This window comes from Pseudoalteromonas sp. GB56 (assembly GCF_054923835.1).
Genome location: NZ_JBPCHK010000001.1, coordinates 1769094 through 1787500 on the forward strand (window position 1 = coordinate 1769094; position 18407 = coordinate 1787500).

Sequence of the window (18407 nt, forward strand, 5' to 3'; positions counted from 1 at the left end):
CGAATGGGACTTTTTAGTGGACTGATTGGCAATGCCAGTGAAGTAGATGCTGAGGAAATTGACAACTTGTTGGAGGAAATCCTTGCTCCAGGTGAGAATCTTGAAAAGGCATACAAAGTTATTCGTGATTTATTCTTATTTACTAACAAGCGGTTAATCTTGGTTGATAAACAAGGAATGACGGGCTCGAAAGTGGAGGTACTGAGTATACCTTATGGAAAAATAACTAAATTCAGCAAAGAAAGTGCAGGGCATTTTGATTTAGATGCCGAGCTAAAAATTTGGATTGGTTCTGATCCATCGCCGTTAACAAAGAACTTTAAAGCGGGCGACAATATTAACGAGGTCTATAGGATATTATCGCGATACGCTTTGTAAAAAACTGTCCCTGTATCTAACAAATTCTAACAATTAATTAAATTAATCAAAAAGTTAGTTAAGTTATAATTCATTTCAACGGCGCTAGAGTGGCGCTGTCTTAAAGTTAGATATAGGGAAATCTTTTATGAAAAAGCTATCTATTGCAATCGCATCTATCCTTTTCTCTGGTGCAGCAGCGGCCCAGTCTTATCAATCGATTACTGATTTAGAATACGTAAACTTTGATTCTGAAGACTACCTGTCATTGCAGACGAAGTATTACTTTGATCCAAAGAAGGTGCTAGGGCCATTAGATCAGTTTGAATACATCAATAAAACAACCAATGTTTACGGCGGCATCGCTGATGATGATTGGGCAACCCAGTACAATGTGGGTGGCGAATACTTCTTCAATAACTTTGTCGTCGGTGCCTCTTACATCAACACCGATTATGACGGTATGGGGGGATCATGATGGTTACACCATGAGCTTTGGTTACCTTGTTAATAAAGACTTGTTGTTTAAAGTTGATCGTGTTGATTATGAAGGCATTGACGCCATTTACTTTTTCTCTGGTCAATATAATCACCAGTTAAATGTGACGGATTATATTGGCTTCACAGCTCGTGTAGATGATGAATTTGATTACCGTGAAGTGTCTGGTAAGTATTTTACTGACCTGCAAAACGGCAATTACTTAACAGTAGAAGCGACGATTAATGACGTGGAAGATGGCGACTTTGGTTGGATGATTGGTTCAAACTACTACTTCAGCAAAGCCACTTCCGTATTCGTTAATTTCAGCAAAGACGATGATTATGGTTTCGGTGCAGAGCATTTCTTCACACCTAACTTCTCGCTAACTGCAGGCTATGGCAATAATTGGGACGACAGCAATGAAGACCAATATTACCTAAAAGCAACAGCGCAGTTCTAAGCAACTAAACGCATATAAAAAGCCGCGTTAAACGCGGCTTTTTTGTGTTTGTTATCTAGGGTCTGTTGATCTTTGAAGTATGAATTTTGTTCAAATCAAAGGCTTTCAATGCAAGGAATGGGTTATGTTGCATAGTGAGCTAAGTTAATAGCCCATGACAGAGCTGTGTAAGCCTTTGGTTGAACGCTTTGGGCAGCGCCATTGGGGGATTTTTTCGGCGTAATCGCCTGACTTACATAGACTGACTATGCGACGCAGGCTCTGCCTTGTCAAAATACCCCAATGACTGCTGCTAAAACACACAGCAAAAGTCAACAGACCCTAACAATTACCAACCACATTGACGACCTTTGTTTTGTTCATCAAGGTACTTTTGCAGTGGAGCAAAGTAATCGAGGATAGCCGTTGCATCCATTTCTTCTTTACCAGTAATCGTTGCTAACGCTTCTTGCCATGGGCGACTTGAACCCATCTCTAGCATTGCATTTAACTTCTCACCTGCTTCTTTTGAGTTGTACACAGAGCAGCGGTGAATTGCTTCTTTATTACCAGCGATCTTACACAGACTGCGGTGGAAGTCGAATTGCAGGATGTGCGCTAAGAAGTAACGGGTGTAAGGTGTGTTACCTGGTACGTGGTACTTCGCACCTGGATCGAAGTCCGCTTCGCTACGGGCGACAGGAGCTTTAACACCTTGATATTTTTCACGAAGTTCCCACCATGCTTGGTTGTACTGTTCGGGCGTAATTTCACCAGAGAACACTTTCCAACGCCATTGGTCAACAAGTAAACCAAATGGAATGAAGGCCACTTTATCCAATGCCATGCGCATGAGTAGACCAATGTCTTTAGACTCGTCAGGCACGTCATCAAGCAAGCCAATTTCTTTCAAGTATGCAGGTGTTACCGATAATGCAATGGTGTCACCGATCGCTTCGTGGAAACCATCATTCGCACTTTCTTGATAATAAAGTGGTTGCGTATTGTACGCTCGCTGATAGAAGTTGTGGCCTAACTCATGGTGGATAACCGCAAATTCTTCACCCGTGCGTTGAATACACATCTTGATGCGTAGGTCGTCTTTGCTGTCAATATTCCATGCTGACGCATGACACTGTACATCACGGTCCTGCGGCTTGATAAATAGTGAACGCTCATAGAAAGTTTCAGGAAGAGGGGCAAAGCCCATCGATGTAAAGAACTTCTCGGCGCCGCGCACCATTTTGATTTCATCGTAGTTGTGCTTAGCCAGTAACTCCGTGACATCATAACCCGGATCGGCGTTTTCAGGAGCGACTACATCGTAGATATTGCCCCATGTTTGTGCCCACATGTTACCAAGTAGGTGCGCAGGAATAGGCTGGTCTTGCGGGACTTTGTCTTCACCATATTTTTCGCCTAGCTTCGCGCGTACGTGGCAGTGTAGTGAATCATAAAGCGGCTTAACCTGACCCCAAATACGGTCTAACTCATTAGCAAAGTCATCTGCTGGCATGTCGTATTTGCTACGCCACATTGCACCGGTATCTGCGTAACCTAGCTCTTTTGCACCTTCATTAGTAAGCACAACTTGTTGCTCATACAGAGGGCGCATAGGTTTTGACACCTCTCGCCAGCCTTGCCATAGGTCAAGTAGCTCATTGTAATCACGACTGGTGGCCATTTTCGCCGTCATGTCACCTAGGCTTAGACACGTACCGTCATCTTTACAGTACTTACCTTTACCGTATAGGCCACCTAGCTCAGCAACTAACTGAGATAGTTTTGCTGTTTTTTCAGCATCTTGTGGAGCAGGTAATGTAAGGGCTAGTTTGAGTTTGTCGAGCTTGCGACGTGCATCATAATCTAGTTCTAAGTCGTCAAACTTTGCAGCTTCATTGGCAAGACGCACCACAGTTTCAGTCATCTTGCGATTAACCTCCGCAGAGAGCTCCGCTGTGTCATGAGTAATAAAGTTTGCGTAAATCCATTCAGCACGGCTTGCTTCTAGGTAAAGGGCCTGTAAATCTTGTTCTGTACTAGCAAGAAATGCAGTTGCATCAGTGGCAGTTACTTGAGTTTTTTCTGTGTTGTCAGTTGCATCTGAGTGTGATGCATTTGAACAAGCACCCAAGCCGAGAGTCGCGCACACAAACAGTGCAGCAAGGCTTGGCTTAAAAGGCAAAGCAGTCATGAGATTTCCTCTTGTTGTTATTGTCTGGGTATGACACCCATAGAGACGGGGAGAATAATAGCAGTGCTACACGAATTGGTACAATCAAGACGGCGCAAATGATTGTAAATCCTGATGGTTCGTCCATACTGTGGTCTAGGTACAAGTATCAAGGAATTGAACAATGAGTTGGTTGGTTTTATTAGTAATTGTGGCAGTCGTGGTGGTATTAACCGTCAAAGATATCCGTATGAATATCATTACACGTCCCGTTTTCCAATGGTTTAAAAAGGCGCTACCTCCGCTTTCTGAAACTGAGCGCGATGCGATGGAAGCGGGCGATATCTGGTGGGACGGCGAACTATTTCGCGGTAACCCCGATTGGAAGACACTGCACAAATATGCAACCACCAAACTCAGCAGTGAAGAGCGTGACTTTATTGACAATCAAGTTAGCACTTTATGCGCCATGCTCAATGATGATGAAATTACTAAAAATCAGGATATGAGCGAAGAGGTGTGGCAATACCTAAAAGACGAAGGCTTTTTTGCGCTTATCATTCCAAAAGATCAAGGTGGCCGTGAATTCTCGGCATTAGCCAACTCAACCATTGTCGCTAAAATAGCAACCAAGAGCTTAAGTGCAGCAGTGACCGTAATGGTGCCAAACAGTTTAGGCCCAGCAGAGTTATTGCTTCATTATGGCACCCTGGACCAACAAAATTATTGGTTACCCAAACTTGCTTCAGGTGAAGCGCTACCTTGTTTTGCGTTGACTGCGCCAGATGCAGGATTTGATGCGGGTGCGATCCCGGATACAGGTATTGTCTGTAAGGGGGAGTTCGAAGGAAAAGAAGTTCTTGGCCTGCGCCTCAATTGGTCAAAACGCTATATCACACTTGCGCCGAAGGCCACAGTACTGGGATTAGCGTTCAAAATGTTTGACCCTGATGGATTGCTTGGCTCACGCAAAAATATCGGTATTACCTGTGCGTTGATCCCAACTGATCATCCTGGTGTTAATACAGGTGACCGTCATAAGCCGATGAATATGGGGTTCCTCAACGGCACCACATCTGGAGAGGATGTCTTTATTCCATTGGAGTGGATTATTGGCGGTGAAGTTCAAGCAGGGAATGGATGGCGTATGCTCGTCGAATGCTTATCTGCTGGACGTGGTATATCACTGCCTGCATTAAGCACAGCGACGGGTCATTTGAGTGCGCGCACCAGTGGTGCATACGCAGCCTTACGCCAACAGTTTGGTGTATCCATCGGTGAATTTGAAGGCATCCAAGAGGCGTTGGCACGTATTGGTGGATTAACCTATCAATTAGAAGCAACACGTATTTTAACGGCCACTGCGATTGACCAAAAACTCAGTCCTTCTGTGATTACAGCTATTGCCAAATATCACATGACGGAAATGGGCCGCCAGACTATTAATGATGCCCTCGATATTCATGCTGGGAAGGGCATTCAGATGGGACCAAACAATTACCTTGCCAGTTGTTATATGGGCACTCCGGTTTCTATCACGGTGGAAGGCGCGAATATTCTTACCCGTAATTTGATGATCTTCGGCCAAGGTGCCATTCGATGCCACCCGTATGTTATTGATGAAATGGTGGCAGCCGGCATGGAAGATGGTGAAAAGGGAGTGAAAGAATTCGATCCTTTGCTTTGCCAGCATATGCTTTATAGCGCCACCAATGGCGTAATGACACTTGTGCATGCGCTATCACGCAGTTATTTCGCCAGTGCGCCGGTAGGCGGCGCAACCATGCATTATTATCGTTATCTCAGCCGTTTCTCTCGCGCCTTGGCATTTTGTGCAGATATCGCCATGTTGCGATTTGGCGGTGAATTAAAGCGCAAAGAGATGCTTTCTGCGCGACTTGGTGATGTGCTTAGCCATTTATACCTCGCTTCTGCGGTGTTGAAGCGCTATGAAGATGAAGGGCACCAGCACGCTGATTTACCCTTTGTGCAATACAGCGTTGAGCGTAGCCTGTATTTGTGTGCGAAAGCGCTGGATGAGTTTATTAATAATGTCGGAGGTTTACCTCTTCGCGCAGCACTGAGATTAATTGTCTTCCCGCTCGGTAATCACTTTAAAATGCCAAAAGACGAGGTAGCAAAAGCGGTAGCTCGCCATATGACGCAAGTAGGTGTCGTGAGAGAGCGATTGACTCATCTTTGTATGGTTGATGAGAACAATGGCACTGCGGTGCTTGAACTGGCGCTAGAAGCCCAACACAAAGCCGCAGCGGCATACAAGGTGCTAAATAAGCTAAAACGCGACAAAGAGATCCGTGGGCTGACAGTGCCTCAATTGATTGAAGATGCCAAAGGCAAAGACAAACTATCTGATGAGCAATATGACTTGCTCACGCATGCGGAGGAATTAAGACAGCGTGTGATTGCTGTAGACGTATTTTCTCCAAGTGAATTCTAATCGTCATGCTCGATTGAACTTATTCAATTGAGCCAATACGGAGCCGGTGTGGTTAGTCGCACCGGTTTTTTTTGCTAATCTATTCATCCACCTCAGGTGTCGCTCACTTGCTTATTATCAATAAACTGGTTAGTTTGTTAAAGAATCCCTAATAATGAAACATGGAATGTCTATGAAATATCTATATTTTAGTGCCGCGTTAGTAGCGCTAGTAGGCTGTCAATCTAACGGCCAAAGCGTACAAGAAAAAGAAATTGCACAGGCCGCGCCTAGCAACTCTGCTACCCTCGTTGAGCAAATAAAACGATTCCCGCCTCGCTACCCAATATCGCAAGCCAAAGCCGGGAATCAGGGCTGTGCAACCGTTGAATACGTAATTTCACCAACAAATGAAGTGAGTGATGTGAAGGTGTTAGAGGCCAGTCATACTGATTTTGCCCAAGAAGCACAGGCGGTGGTTTCCAAGTGGCGATGGGAACAGTTGCCAGAAGGCGCAATTACAGCGCCGACCACGATACAAACACGATTCGAGTTTTGTCTCGCTGAGCAAAAGGGACAATGTGATATGGAGAAGTTAGTCGCTAAAATTCAATGCAGCGGCACTGAAGATGTAGTGGCTTCAATTGGGAGGAGAGTTCGATAAAAGGCTGGCTTATCGCGAAGGGCACACAAATCTGGTGCCCTTTGTTGTAAATTAACGATACGGGCTTCTTAGGCTAGCGCCCAAATGGGTCGGCGACAATCTCGGTGATCATCCAGCGGCCACCTTCTTTCACCATCTTTACGCTGCGCATATCGTCAATCTTCTTACCTTGAAATTGACCGGTGAAAATCAGGTTGATAGTTGCCTTGTTGCCAAATTGTTGGCGTACACTCATCTCGGTGCGGTCCAGCTCAATCGTTACCTCATCAAACTGCATATTGACAAGATTTCGGGCAAACTGCGATGCTGTGCCATAGGAGCGCATAATTCGCGCTAACTTAGGTGAGGCATGCTCTGTGGCGCCCTCGAGGTCATTATGATTATACAAAGTATAAAAATACTGAGTAGCGACATAGCCGGGTGAGTTTGGATCGCCGGTGATGTTATCGCTTTGACCGCAGGCACTAAGGAAGAGAGTTAAACAGAGTAAAAAAATTCGCTTCATACTATCTGGCATATTTAGTAAATACTGCACTAAAGTGTGAGGTGCATTGCAAAATAAGTAAAGAAAAAGGCGCCGAAGCGCCTTGTTTTTAAGAAAAAAGAATCAGAAAAACTATTGTACTAGCTCTTGGTCACTGAACTGATCGGCAAACAATGGGCTAGATAAATAACGCTCAGCAGAGCTTGGTAAAATGACCACAATGTTTTTGTTCGCATTTTCTGGAAGCTCGGCAATACGTTTTGCCGCTGCAACCGCTGCACCTGAAGAAATACCCGCGAGGATACCTTCATTCTTCATCAATTCGTGCGCCATCGCGATAGCGTCTTCGTTGCTTACTTGCTCGACGCCATCAATGATTTCTAAATCTAGGTTACCAGGAATGAAACCTGCACCAATACCTTGAATCTTATGTGGACCAGGTTTAACTTCTTCACCGGCCATTGTTTGGCTAATTACTGGTGAATCTGTTGGCTCTACAGCAATAGATTTAACGTCCACGCCTTTTGCTTGTTTTAGGTAGCGGCTCACACCGGTAATTGTACCGCCAGTACCTACACCCGCGACGAAGAAATCAACGTTGCCATCAAGTGCATCATAGATTTCAGGGCCTGTTGTCTCGAAGTGGATTTTCGGGTTTGCTGGATTTTCAAATTGCTGCAGTAGAATGTACTTGTCAGGGTTGCTGTCGCGAATTTCTTTCGCTTTCTCGATAGCACCTTTCATGCCTTTAGGGCCTTCAGTCAAAACCAGATTTGCACCTAAAGCTTTTAGCAGTTTACGGCGTTCAAGGCTCATGCTGTTTGGCATGGTTAGCGTTAACTTGTAGCCACGAGATGCAGCAACGAACGCAAGTGCGATACCTGTATTACCCGATGTAGGCTCAATCAGCTCTTTGTCTTTGGTCAGTTCGCCAGATTTTTCAGCTTCCCAAATCATTGATGCGCCGATTCGGCACTTAACACTGAAGCTCGGGTTACGTGCTTCGATTTTCGCGTACACGTTGCCTGACGTTACACGATTGAGCTTAACAAGAGGAGTGTTTCCGATCGAAAGCGAGTTATCTTCGTAAATTTTTGACATGTTCAATACCTAGCTAGTTTACCGCTGTATTTATGATGTCTTAACTTTACTCGCAAATGCGTAAAACTAAAGGAAAGATTGGCTATAAGATATAGCCAATCGGTTATAACGAATGGGTATAAAAATTAAGTTATCTATAAAATCCAAGCGTAGCTAAATTTTGCGAATAACGTGCGTTGGTTTTTACGGATCTTAGATAAGTCATCATCTTGGTAGCCGTTGTCTGAATAACCCAAAAACACGACGCTTTGCGGGTTGAGTTTGTAGGAATAGAGCAACTGGGTGCTCAGTGACTTATACTGCGCATCAACTTCAGCAATATAGCTTTCGGCGTTACGTTCAATGTCGGTGTGAATCACGCTCAAGCGTAAAAAACTATTTAAATTGAATTGATAACTAAAGCGCACATCGCTCAAGTTGGCGGTGAATATGTCGCTTCCTTGCTCAGTCTCCAGCGACTCAAAAGTGTGGCGCATGCGTATATTGAGATGTTCGGTAACGTTGTAGTTAAATGTTGGCCGAATAAAACGTCGCTGTGCAGGGCGGTTATTTGCAAGGTCCACTTTATTGCCGTAACGTGCTTGCACGTCCGCATGCAAGCCAGCCGCAGGCTTGAATGAAGCATAAATGCTGAGTTCGTTTTCATTGAAGCGATCAGCGTTTCCTTCAACCGTTAATGAGCTTGGATCGTGACGTAACCCTCTGCGCTCACGAGTTATTACACCAAAATCAATGAAGCTCTGCATCGGGCCGTCTATCATCAGTGATGTTTGTGCTTCTTTTTCCAGTAATTCGCCGGCTTCGTTGTGAGTAATGTCCCAGTCTGCATACCATCGTGTGCGATTCCACCATGTTGTATCATCACCGTACCAACGATATTCTCCCCCCGCGGTCCATTTATTGAAGTCAGTCTCAGCAAGAAAGCCCAAATCTGCACGTAAACCGGCACTGCGATTATGGTAGTTACTAAACACACTGTAGTATTTGGTATCGTGGTTGAGTGCAACATAATAGCCGTGACCGTCATAATCGCCTTCTTTGACTCGTAACAATGCTTCTGAATAGCTGCAGTCATATCGACTCGTACAAGGAGTTATAGCTTCTTTGGCACACTCTTTGGCGCTGTCGCACAAGCTATTAATAAATTCGTTGCTATAACGACTGTCTGAACCCATCAATTGAACTTGCAAGGTAGTAAAATCACTGAATTTGTACTTACCGTCTACGCTCACTAATGCGTTGTGGTAATCGTCAGATGAGCGGGCAGTGATATTCGTACCATAGGACAATGATTTGCTGCTGTCATATCGATACCTAAAAGCGGCGGAGTGTGATTTGTCTTCCAAAGAAACTAGCGATGACCCTAAATTCCCTGGAATAATGACATTAGTGTATTCATCGTCACTCACAAACGCTGCAATGGTGTGTCCGTTATTACTGCCTGTTAGTTTGGCACCAAAATTTGGACTCGCTATGTTGCGGGTATAGACCAAATTAAGGTTGGAAGAGAAATAATCGGCATTATCCAAAAAGAAGCTGCGCTTTTCATCGAAAAACAGGCTGAAGCTGTTGTTTATGCTGAGCTGGGCAACGTCAGCTTCAACTTGAGAAAAGTCAGGGTTAAGCGTGGCGTTAAGCGTTAAATCTGGGGTGATCCCCCATTTCACATCTAAACTTGGCTCGACGTTGTTGTCTTTGTCCCAATCACCCTCAGCGTCTTTTATATCGCGAGATTGATCTTGGTTGAGCACTAAAGAAGGCACGAGTGTTAGATGATTACTTTGTCGTGCCTTGGCAAACCCTTGTGTTTGTGGCATTTGGCAAATCCAACAGTGATTAGCGTGGTCAATTTTCATGCTCGAAATACGCAAGCGTTCACTGCGTGGATAAAAACGTACAAACTCCATTTGCATGTTCTTAAGCGCGTCAGCGTCGTCAAAGTTAAACATTCGCATCGGCAACGCGAGTTCGACTTGATAACCCTCTTTATTGATAAGACCTGCGCTGTCCCAAATGCCATCCCACGCACTACTTTCTGACTTATTAATTTCATTTTCAATGGCGTCGTGCTGCACGCCCAAAGGGTTGACGAAAAACTGATAGGCAAGCTGAGAACTGCCATAGGTGTCAATCTTTAGCCCCACCATATCGTCATCCCATGCGCTGTCACGGTCTTTATAAAATGCGCGGATATTCTCTGGTTCATTATCTTGTGCGACAAACGCAACATACAAGGTATGGGAGTCCTCATAAACCAGTGCGTATGAATTTACTGGCGCAGAGAGGTTCTCGTAAGGCCAAGTAATATTGTTTATTGGGATACGTTTAGCGTTTAACCATTGGGGCTCATCTAACTTACCATCCACTTTTATAGGTTGGTCGATATAAGGAATAACATTTGATGGTGACGCAGCAATGACGCTCACACTGAAGCTAAATCCAAAAATCATGAAAGCTGATGTAAAAAATTGATTTAATTGCACGACGGTGAGTTTATGTGTTGTTTTGATGCGTTTTATCAGGGCTTGCGCATGGATTCAAAGGTTTTACGTTCAGTCACGGTTCAGTACGATGAAACGGATAGGTTGCTCACTGATTGAACGTTTGTTAAATACTTGGTCTTTTTTTGCGTACTTAATTGCAAAAAGATGGTAAAACAAGGGCAAATAAAACCAATACTAGAAAGTTGCAATGAAACTCATCCTCAAATTAATCGCCGGTATCTTATTCGGTATGGCTATTGGTGCATTTGCGCCGCATGAAGTCGCGCGTGTTTTATACACTGCAAAAACACTTATTGGTGAACTAATTGGCTTTACCATTCCGCTAATAATTTTGTTTTTCATCTGTTCAGGAATTGCAGGTTTACCTAAAGGGGCAAATCATTTGCTAGGCAAAACAGTGGGTTTTGCTTATGGCTCAACTGTTGTCGCTGGTACTTTAGCGGTGTTAGTGATGTTATGGGCTGCGCCTATGTTGACGGGTACTGTTAATTTTTCTGGCTCAGAGGAAAGTGCGCTAAAAAGCTTTATTGACCTAGAAATACCGCCTTTGATGGGGGTGATGACAGCACTTGCAACCGCATTTACTTTTGGCATTGCTATTAGCCAGCGCCAATTAACTGAATTGCAAACAGTGGTTGACCAAGGTCGCGATGTGATTGATGCACTACTGGCACGCGTTATTATTCCGGCTTTACCATTTTATATCGCGGGTGTATTCGCCGACATGACAGTAGCAGGCACAGTTGCTGAGACATTACAGACATTCGCTGTGGTATTGGTTATTGCACTAGTCATGCATTGGGTTTGGCTCACGGTATTATACGTAACCACGGGTATTCTATTAAAACGTTCGCCATTGGAACTCATTAAAAATATGTTGCCTGCATACCTTACAGCGTTGGGCACTATGTCCAGTGCAGCGACTATCCCAGTGTCATTGCAATCGAGTAAAAATAATGGTGTGAAGGAAAATATCGCTAACTTCAGCGTGCCTTTGTGTGCCACTATACACTTGTCTGGATTGACCATAACTATTGTAACTTGTGCTATGGCTGTAATGGCGTTGTCACCAAGCCTAGAATTAGGTGGGTTCACGCAAATGTTACCTTTCGTATTTATGCTAGGTATTGTGATGATCGCTGCCCCCGGTGCGCCAGGTGGTGCGGTGATGTCAGCGTTGGGTTTGTTAACTAGTATGCTCGGTTTTAATGACGCGGCAATTGCTCTCATGATTGCTTTATATTTAGCCCAAGATAGTTTTGGTACAGCGTGTAATGTAACCGGTGACGGCATCATAGCATTGTGGGTAGACCGTTTTTCTGTTAAAACAGAGGCTTGAGAAAATATTCACAGGTGTGCGCGCAGTATAAGGAGTCACTGGCGCACAGTTAGAGAGGGTTATCCTGTTGATTAATGTATTGCTTGTAGACGACCATGAATTGGTTCGCACTGGAATCAAACGCATTCTCGATGATGTGCGTGGTTTCAAAGTCATTGGTGAAGCAAAAACAGGTGAAGAAGCGGTTCAGTTTTGCCGTCAAAATCAACCAGACATCGTTCTTATGGATATGAACATGCCGGGTATTGGTGGTTTAGAAGCCACCAAGAAAATCTGTCGCTACTGTCCCGATGTAAAGGTGATCGTACTTACGGTGCATTGTGAAGATCCTTTCCCTAGTAAGGTGATGCAAATTGGTGCGCATGGTTATCTCACCAAAGGTGCTGGACCTGAGGAAGTGGTAAACGCTATTCGTGCAGTAAACTCGGGGCAACGTTATATCGCTCCTGAGATTGCCCAACAAATTGCGTTGGCACAGTTTAGTGGCCGTACTGATGAAAACCCGTTCCAAACGCTGTCAGATCGCGAACTGCAAATCATGCTTATGATCACCAAAGGTGACAAGGCGCAAAGCATTGCAGAACGATTGAATTTGAGTTCAAAAACAGTGAACAGTTATCGCTATCGTATCTTTGAAAAACTGGCTGTAAACGGTGACGTTGAGCTGACACATTTGGCGATTCGCCATAAAATGATAGATATCGATAGCGACCACTAATAACTTCTATGTCCTTTGCCGCTGATCAGTTTTTAAAAACGGTCTCTGAAGAACCTGGCGTTTATCGTATGCTCGACTCTGAAGAGCAGGTGATTTACGTCGGCAAAGCTAAAAACCTCAAAAAGCGTCTTTCAAGTTACTTTCGTAAAACAGGTCTTGATGCCAAGACTCAGGTTCTAGTGCGCAATATTTACAATATTGAAGTGACCCTGACGAACACAGAAACAGAAGCCTTACTGCTTGAAAACAATCTGATTAAAAAGTATCAGCCCCGTTACAACATCTTGTTGCGGGATGACAAATCGTACCCTTATATCTTGTTGACCAAACACCAGCACCCAAGACTGGCGTTTCATCGCGGTGCCCGCAAAATAAAGGGCGAATACTTTGGCCCATTCCCCAGCAGCAGCGCTGTATCTGATAGCTTGCGCCTTATGCAAAAATTATTTCCTGTGCGCCAATGTGAAGATAGCTATTATAAAGCGCGCAGTCGCCCATGTTTGCAATATCAACTCAAGCGTTGTAGCGCGCCTTGTGTTGGTAAAGTCAGTGATGAAGAATATGACCAAGAAGTGAACTTTGTGCGTAAGTTTCTCGGTGGCAAATCGCAAGAGGTCATTACTGAATTGGTCAACAAGATGGAACAGGCCAGTCAAGACTTAGCATTCGAAAAAGCAGCTAAGTATCGAGATCAAATCCAATTGCTTCGCAAGGTGCAAGAGCAACAATCTGTATCTGGTAAGCACGCAGAGTTGGATGCGATTGGTTATTGTAGCCATAATGGCTTAATTGCTGTGCATATTTTGATGATTCGCGACCACAAAGTACTTGGCAGTAAAACGCTGTTTCCTAAAGTGCCTAAGGATTCGTCTGACGACGAAGTACTTACGTCTTTTATTGCGCAGTACTATTGTACGCCAGGTGCGACAGGACGCATTGCTAAAGAATTGATTCTACCTTTTGCTATCGCTGAGCAACAAGAGTTGGCATCGGCGATGACGGAACTCAAGTCTTCTACTGTTAAGTTGTCGTTGGTGCAAAGAGGCGAGCGCGCCCAATATCTACAATTGGCAAATAAGAATGCGCAAAGCAGTTTAGAGGTGCAACGCAGTACGCAAGATTCCATCAATAAACGTTATGCATTACTCAAAGAAGCGCTGCATTTGGATGACATTACGCGTATGGAATGCTTCGATATCAGTCACACCATGGGCGAAAATACTGTCGCCTCATGTGTGGTATTCGACAGCCAAGGTCCTAATAAATCACAATATCGCCGCTTTAATGTAACGGGTATTACGCCAGGGGATGACTATGCGGCAATGGCTTTTGCGTTGAAAAAACGTTACGGGAAGCTAACTGATGAAAGCAAAATACCTGATGTCATATTTATTGACGGCGGCAAAGGTCAGCTGAACCAAGCGGTGGAATTTTTCAGTGCTTGGCCGTTTTCAAAGGAGCCTTTATTAGTCGGTGTTGCCAAAGGCACGAGTCGCAAACCAGGTTTGGAAACCTTATTGATAGACGCAGGTCGAAAAACAGTGTCACTAAGTAGTGATTCACCTGCTTTGCACTTAATTCAGCATATTCGTGATGAATCACACAGATTTGCTATTGCTGGGCACAGAAACAAACGTCAAAAACAGCGTAACCAATCTATGCTGGAAGAAATAAGCGGTGTAGGACAAAAGCGCCGCCAAGCACTATTAAAGTATTTAGGAGGCATGCAGGGAGTTAAAAACGCAACCTTAGAACAATTGAGCCAAGCTCCAGGGATCAGCCAAGCTATGGCTGAAAAGATATTTAACCATTTGCATGACAAGGCATAGCCCTTCGTGCGAATATTAAAAAAAAGTAGACGCTAAGAACGCCTAGTAGTTATGTGGAACATCCCCAATACGTTAACAACCTTTAGGTTGTGCTTAATCCCAATATTTTTAATTATTTTTTATTTACCTTACCAGTGGGCGTTTTTTGCTGCGGCTTTTGTGTTTTGGTTGGCGTCTATTACCGATATTCTCGATGGATATCTTGCTAGACGTTTAAATCAGTCAACGCCGTTTGGCGCATTTCTAGATCCAGTTGCGGACAAAGTAATGGTCAGCGCCGCGTTGGTATTACTTGTTAGTCATTACCAATCTATGTGGATGACTGTTCCTGCAGTTATCATTATTGCTCGCGAAGTGATCATTTCTGCACTCAGAGAGTGGATGGCAGAGCAGGGTAAACGCAATGATGTTGCGGTATCCCAATTAGGGAAAGTCAAAACTGCAGCACAAATGCTGGCAATTATTGGATTAATCTGGCAATTCCAACCTTGGATGGTGTCATTAAGTTATGCACTGCTCTATATTGCAACCATTCTGACCTTTGGCTCAATGGTTCAATATTTGCTCGCTGCAAAGGAAAGTTTGTTAGCAAATAACGACTAAATGTATAATTACACACCGTTTTAGATAAAAAATAAGCAAACGATTCAAAACTGATATTTTTTGTGTTGACGCGTTTAATAATCTCTGTAGAATGCGTCGGTGTTGAGAGGGCGCTAGCCCAATCAAAGTAAAGCAAGAAGCATCGTTTCTTGTCAGGTGCGAGTATAGCTCAGCTGGTAGAGCGCGACCTTGCCAAGGTCGAGGTCACGAGTTCGAACCTCGTTACTCGCTCCAAACTTTGATGGCGGAATGGCAGAGTGGCCATGCAGCGGATTGCAAATCCGTCCACCTCGGTTCGACTCCGGGTTCCGCCTCCATTTTCTCAACGTTTCCACATGCGAAAGCAACCCGATGCCCGGGTGGTGGAATTGGTAGACACAAGGGATTTAAAATCCCTCGCTGGTAACAGCGTGCCGGTTCAAGTCCGGCCCCGGGCACCATTGACTAAATAGTCGATTAGGAATTGCGAGTATAGCTCAGCTGGTAGAGCGCGACCTTGCCAAGGTCGAGGTCACGAGTTCGAACCTCGTTACTCGCTCCAATTCTTCGCTTAGCATGTATGACTCTTGAGTCGTCCATCCGCCCGGGTGGTGGAATTGGTAGACACAAGGGATTTAAAATCCCTCGCTGGTAACAGCGTGCCGGTTCAAGTCCGGCCCCGGGCACCATTTTGGCGCTTAAGTCTATAGGAATAATGAGGGCAAACCTCATTTGGAACGCGAGTATAGCTCAGCTGGTAGAGCGCGACCTTGCCAAGGTCGAGGTCACGAGTTCGAACCTCGTTACTCGCTCCAATTTCCTACTTTCATGCTAAAATCACAATGATGGCGGAATGGCAGAGTGGCCATGCAGCGGATTGCAAATCCGTCCACCTCGGTTCGACTCCGGGTTCCGCCTCCATTTCAAATGTCATACTACACATCCAACTTCCACAAACTATTTTGATTAATCCAAACTCATTGAATACTCGTTATCTATTATCACTATCAATGTGATTCCATTTCGTTCGGACTTTGTTCACCATTGAACAATCTGCCACGACTGGCTTCAATAAACTTACCAAATCTCAGGATATTTCTGATACCAATCCTCTTAAATATGCGATCAGAGTTAACGCCGTGAACACGATATTTAGCACGCTTGAATGATTGGCTATTTAAGCACATTGGTATTAAACGGCAGTATTTTGAGCCGATGTTTTCTACGTGCTTAAATAAGTGGCAGACAGCTATTGTGCGTGTGGAATAGAGCCAAATTAAATGGAAGCGTAAATCAATGGTAGTAAAAAAGGAGCCAGAGGCTCCTTTTAGATGGGTCTTGCTAACGAATTACCACGCTTGTGGGTCTACTTCTTTCGCTAACTTTGGATGCTGTGATTTATCGAAGGTTGGCACTAAGCCTTGTTTGCGCTGCTGTCGATAATCTTTGGTCAACCAAATAACCACGCCAGATAGCATAAATAGTGCGACAACGTTTACAATCGCCATCAGCCCCATAGAAATATCTGCCAAAGTCCATACAAGCTTTAACTCACCTAAAGAACCAAACATTACCATCGCCAACACTAGAAGGCGGAAGATGAGCAATCCTTTTTGGTGGTTATGTTCTAGGAATAGTAAGTTGGTTTCTGCATAAGAGTAGTTGGCTACGATGGACGTGAAAGCAAAAAAGAAAATAGCAATGGCAACAAAGATAGCGCCCCATTCACCCACGTGAGTTACCAAAGCTTCTTGAGTGAGTGCGATTCCGGTTAGACCTGAACCAGATTCAAGTTGGCCCGACAATAAAATTAACGCCGCGGTCGCTGAGCAAATAACAATGGTATCGATAAATACTCCGAGCATTTGCACATAACCTTGTGAGGCTGGGTGAGGTGGGTTGGGTGTTGCTGTTGCCGCAGCGTTCGCCGCACTACCCATGCCCGCTTCGTTTGAGAACAAGCCGCGTTTGATCCCTTGGATCATAGCCTGCATAACACCGTAACCTATAGCACCTGCTCCGGCTTGTTCGATTCCGAACGCATGCTCAATGATCATCATAAATACGTTAGGTAGGTGTTCTGCATTAATTGCACATATATAGAGTGCAAGTAGTAAATAGGCAACGGCCATAAATGGCACCACAACTTCAGCAAATCGAGCGATGGTTTTTAATCCGCCAAAAATAATAAAGCCTGAACCTAAAACAAGGGCAATACCGATACCGTAGTGTGGGATATCAAACGCTACGTTAAAAGCGGCTGCAATTGAGTTGGCTTGCACTGCATTGAACACCAGGCCAAATGCAAGAATAAGACACAGTGAGAATAGTACGCCCATCCAACGTTTGCCCAATCCTCTTTCCATATAATAAGCAGGGCCGCCGCGGAAGTTACCTTCTTCATCCTTTACTTTATATGCTTGAGCGAGGGTGCTTTCAGCAAAACTTGTTGCCATACCAATAAGAGCAATTAACCACATCCAAAAGATAGCACCTGGACCACCCAAATAGAGTGCAACGGCAACGCCCGCCATATTCCCTGTGCCGACACGTGCAGCTAGTGAAGTACAAAATGCCTGAAATGATGAAATGCCACCGTTGGCACCTTCTCGGCTGGCGAACATAACCTTAAAAGAGTAACCAAAATCTCGAAATTGGATGAAGCCAAGGCGAACGGTAAAAAATAAACCAGCAGCTATTAATAGATAGATGAGAACATGCCCCCAAATGAGGCCGCTAATTGCGTTAGCGATGTCGGTCATAATAATGCACCCTTTGAACGAGTAATAAAAATTGTGCGGCAATCTAGCACATACGCCAGCAAACGTTTAGTAGAAGGGGGGATTTAGGTGCTAAATGGTAACTTATCCACAGTTTTGTGTGGGTAAGTGGTGTGTAATATGTAGGTAAGGTGGCGAATTAAATTTATTTCAATTTTCTTTAAAAAAGGGGTTGCGTCGAAATCGAATCTCCCTATAATGCGCATCCACCGACACGGCGGACTGCTTACAAACAAGCGATACGAAGTGAAGGTTGAGTCAAGTAAAACTGGGTTTTGAAAAACTTTAAAGATTCTCAAAATTAAGTGTTGACAACAAATCAGGGTTGAGTAGAATGCACAGCCCTCGAGACGCGAAAGAGTCTCGAAACGTTCTTTAAAAATATGAAGCAATCATCTGTGTGGGCACTCGTACAGGTTGAGTTCTAACAGCAGATTCTAGTTCGCTAGATGACGCAAACAAATTTAGAGTCTCAATTGAACTGAGTGACCAACGGAAACAAGTTTACTTGTTTCAGCA

General features: G+C 44.4%; 14 protein-coding genes and 7 tRNA genes. 16 read left to right on the plus strand and 5 right to left on the minus strand.

Annotated elements, in window-relative coordinates:
• Window positions 1-3 precede the first annotated feature (3 nt).
• From ACH19P_RS08415 to ACH19P_RS08425, 3 genes are all read left to right on the plus strand, one after another.
• On the plus strand, window positions 4-378 hold the full coding sequence (locus ACH19P_RS08415) for a PH domain-containing protein (RefSeq protein WP_462158150.1): 375 nt from the start codon (window positions 4-6) through the stop codon (window positions 376-378).
• 127 nt (window positions 379-505) lie between these two features.
• Window positions 506-835 (plus strand): putative porin, encoded by a 330-nt coding sequence (locus ACH19P_RS08420; protein WP_462158151.1) that lies wholly within the window; start codon window positions 506-508, stop codon window positions 833-835.
• A complete protein-coding gene (locus tag ACH19P_RS08425) occupies window positions 813-1298 on the plus strand; it encodes a putative porin (RefSeq protein ID WP_462158152.1) in 486 nt (161 codons plus the stop codon). Before ACH19P_RS08420 ends, ACH19P_RS08425 begins: the two co-directional genes overlap by 23 nt.
• A gap of 328 nt (window positions 1299-1626) precedes the next feature.
• On the opposite strand, the gene ACH19P_RS08430 is transcribed toward ACH19P_RS08425, so the two are convergent.
• Window positions 1627-3471 carry a M2 family metallopeptidase gene (locus tag ACH19P_RS08430; RefSeq protein WP_462158153.1) on the minus strand — a complete coding sequence of 615 codons (1845 nt, stop codon included), beginning with the start codon at window positions 3469-3471 and terminating at the stop codon, window positions 1627-1629.
• Between the two features lie 163 nt (window positions 3472-3634).
• On the opposite strand from ACH19P_RS08430, the gene ACH19P_RS08435 reads away from it, so the two are divergent.
• Window positions 3635-5908 carry an acyl-CoA dehydrogenase gene (locus ACH19P_RS08435; RefSeq protein WP_462158154.1) on the plus strand — a complete coding sequence of 758 codons (2274 nt, stop codon included), beginning with the start codon at window positions 3635-3637 and terminating at the stop codon, window positions 5906-5908.
• 172 nt (window positions 5909-6080) lie between these two features.
• Window positions 6081-6551: an energy transducer TonB gene (locus ACH19P_RS08440; protein ID WP_462158155.1), complete on the plus strand. Its 471-nt coding sequence runs from the start codon at window positions 6081-6083 to the stop codon at window positions 6549-6551.
• Window positions 6552-6624: 73 nt separating this feature from the next.
• On the opposite strand, the gene ACH19P_RS08445 is transcribed toward ACH19P_RS08440, so the two are convergent.
• From ACH19P_RS08445 to ACH19P_RS08455, 3 genes are all read right to left on the minus strand, one after another.
• On the minus strand, window positions 6625-7056 hold the full coding sequence (locus ACH19P_RS08445; protein WP_462158156.1) for a hypothetical protein: 432 nt from the start codon (window positions 7054-7056) through the stop codon (window positions 6625-6627).
• Window positions 7057-7167: 111 nt separating this feature from the next.
• Window positions 7168-8136, minus strand: coding sequence for a cysteine synthase A (gene cysK / locus ACH19P_RS08450; protein WP_462158157.1), 969 nt, complete (start codon window positions 8134-8136; stop codon window positions 7168-7170).
• Between the two features lie 134 nt (window positions 8137-8270).
• Window positions 8271-10586 carry a carbohydrate binding family 9 domain-containing protein gene (locus ACH19P_RS08455; RefSeq protein ID WP_462158158.1) on the minus strand — a complete coding sequence of 772 codons (2316 nt, stop codon included), beginning with the start codon at window positions 10584-10586 and terminating at the stop codon, window positions 8271-8273.
• A gap of 241 nt (window positions 10587-10827) precedes the next feature.
• Between ACH19P_RS08455 and ACH19P_RS08460 the strand changes: the two genes are divergently transcribed.
• The 11 genes from ACH19P_RS08460 (at window position 10828) to ACH19P_RS08510 (ending at window position 16029) form a co-directional block, all read left to right on the plus strand.
• Window positions 10828-11979 carry a dicarboxylate/amino acid:cation symporter gene (locus ACH19P_RS08460; RefSeq protein ID WP_462158159.1) on the plus strand — a complete coding sequence of 384 codons (1152 nt, stop codon included), beginning with the start codon at window positions 10828-10830 and terminating at the stop codon, window positions 11977-11979.
• Window positions 11980-12046: 67 nt separating this feature from the next.
• Window positions 12047-12697 (plus strand): UvrY/SirA/GacA family response regulator transcription factor, encoded by a 651-nt coding sequence (gene uvrY / locus ACH19P_RS08465; RefSeq protein ID WP_462158160.1) that lies wholly within the window; start codon window positions 12047-12049, stop codon window positions 12695-12697.
• A gap of 8 nt (window positions 12698-12705) precedes the next feature.
• The gene (gene uvrC, locus ACH19P_RS08470) at window positions 12706-14526 is read left to right on the plus strand and encodes an excinuclease ABC subunit UvrC (RefSeq protein ID WP_462158161.1); all 1821 of its coding nucleotides are present in this window, start codon (window positions 12706-12708) and stop codon (window positions 14524-14526) included.
• 51 nt (window positions 14527-14577) lie between these two features.
• Complete coding sequence (gene pgsA / locus ACH19P_RS08475; RefSeq protein ID WP_462158162.1) at window positions 14578-15129, plus strand: CDP-diacylglycerol--glycerol-3-phosphate 3-phosphatidyltransferase; 552 nt, start codon at window positions 14578-14580, stop codon at window positions 15127-15129.
• A 158-nt stretch (window positions 15130-15287) separates the two neighbouring features.
• Window positions 15288-15363, plus strand: a tRNA-Gly gene (locus ACH19P_RS08480).
• A 9-nt stretch (window positions 15364-15372) separates the two neighbouring features.
• A tRNA-Cys gene (locus tag ACH19P_RS08485) sits at window positions 15373-15446 on the plus strand.
• 36 nt (window positions 15447-15482) lie between these two features.
• Window positions 15483-15569 (plus strand) — tRNA-Leu (locus tag ACH19P_RS08490).
• Between the two features lie 25 nt (window positions 15570-15594).
• Window positions 15595-15670: transfer RNA gene (locus ACH19P_RS08495), tRNA-Gly, on the plus strand.
• 40 nt (window positions 15671-15710) lie between these two features.
• A tRNA-Leu gene (locus ACH19P_RS08500) sits at window positions 15711-15797 on the plus strand.
• A 50-nt stretch (window positions 15798-15847) separates the two neighbouring features.
• Window positions 15848-15923: transfer RNA gene (locus ACH19P_RS08505), tRNA-Gly, on the plus strand.
• A gap of 32 nt (window positions 15924-15955) precedes the next feature.
• Window positions 15956-16029 (plus strand) — tRNA-Cys (locus ACH19P_RS08510).
• A gap of 428 nt (window positions 16030-16457) precedes the next feature.
• Here ACH19P_RS08510 and ACH19P_RS08515 read toward each other — a convergent pair.
• Window positions 16458-17870 carry an alanine/glycine:cation symporter family protein gene (locus ACH19P_RS08515; RefSeq protein WP_462158163.1) on the minus strand — a complete coding sequence of 471 codons (1413 nt, stop codon included), beginning with the start codon at window positions 17868-17870 and terminating at the stop codon, window positions 16458-16460.
• Window positions 17871-18407: the final 537 nt, after the last annotated feature.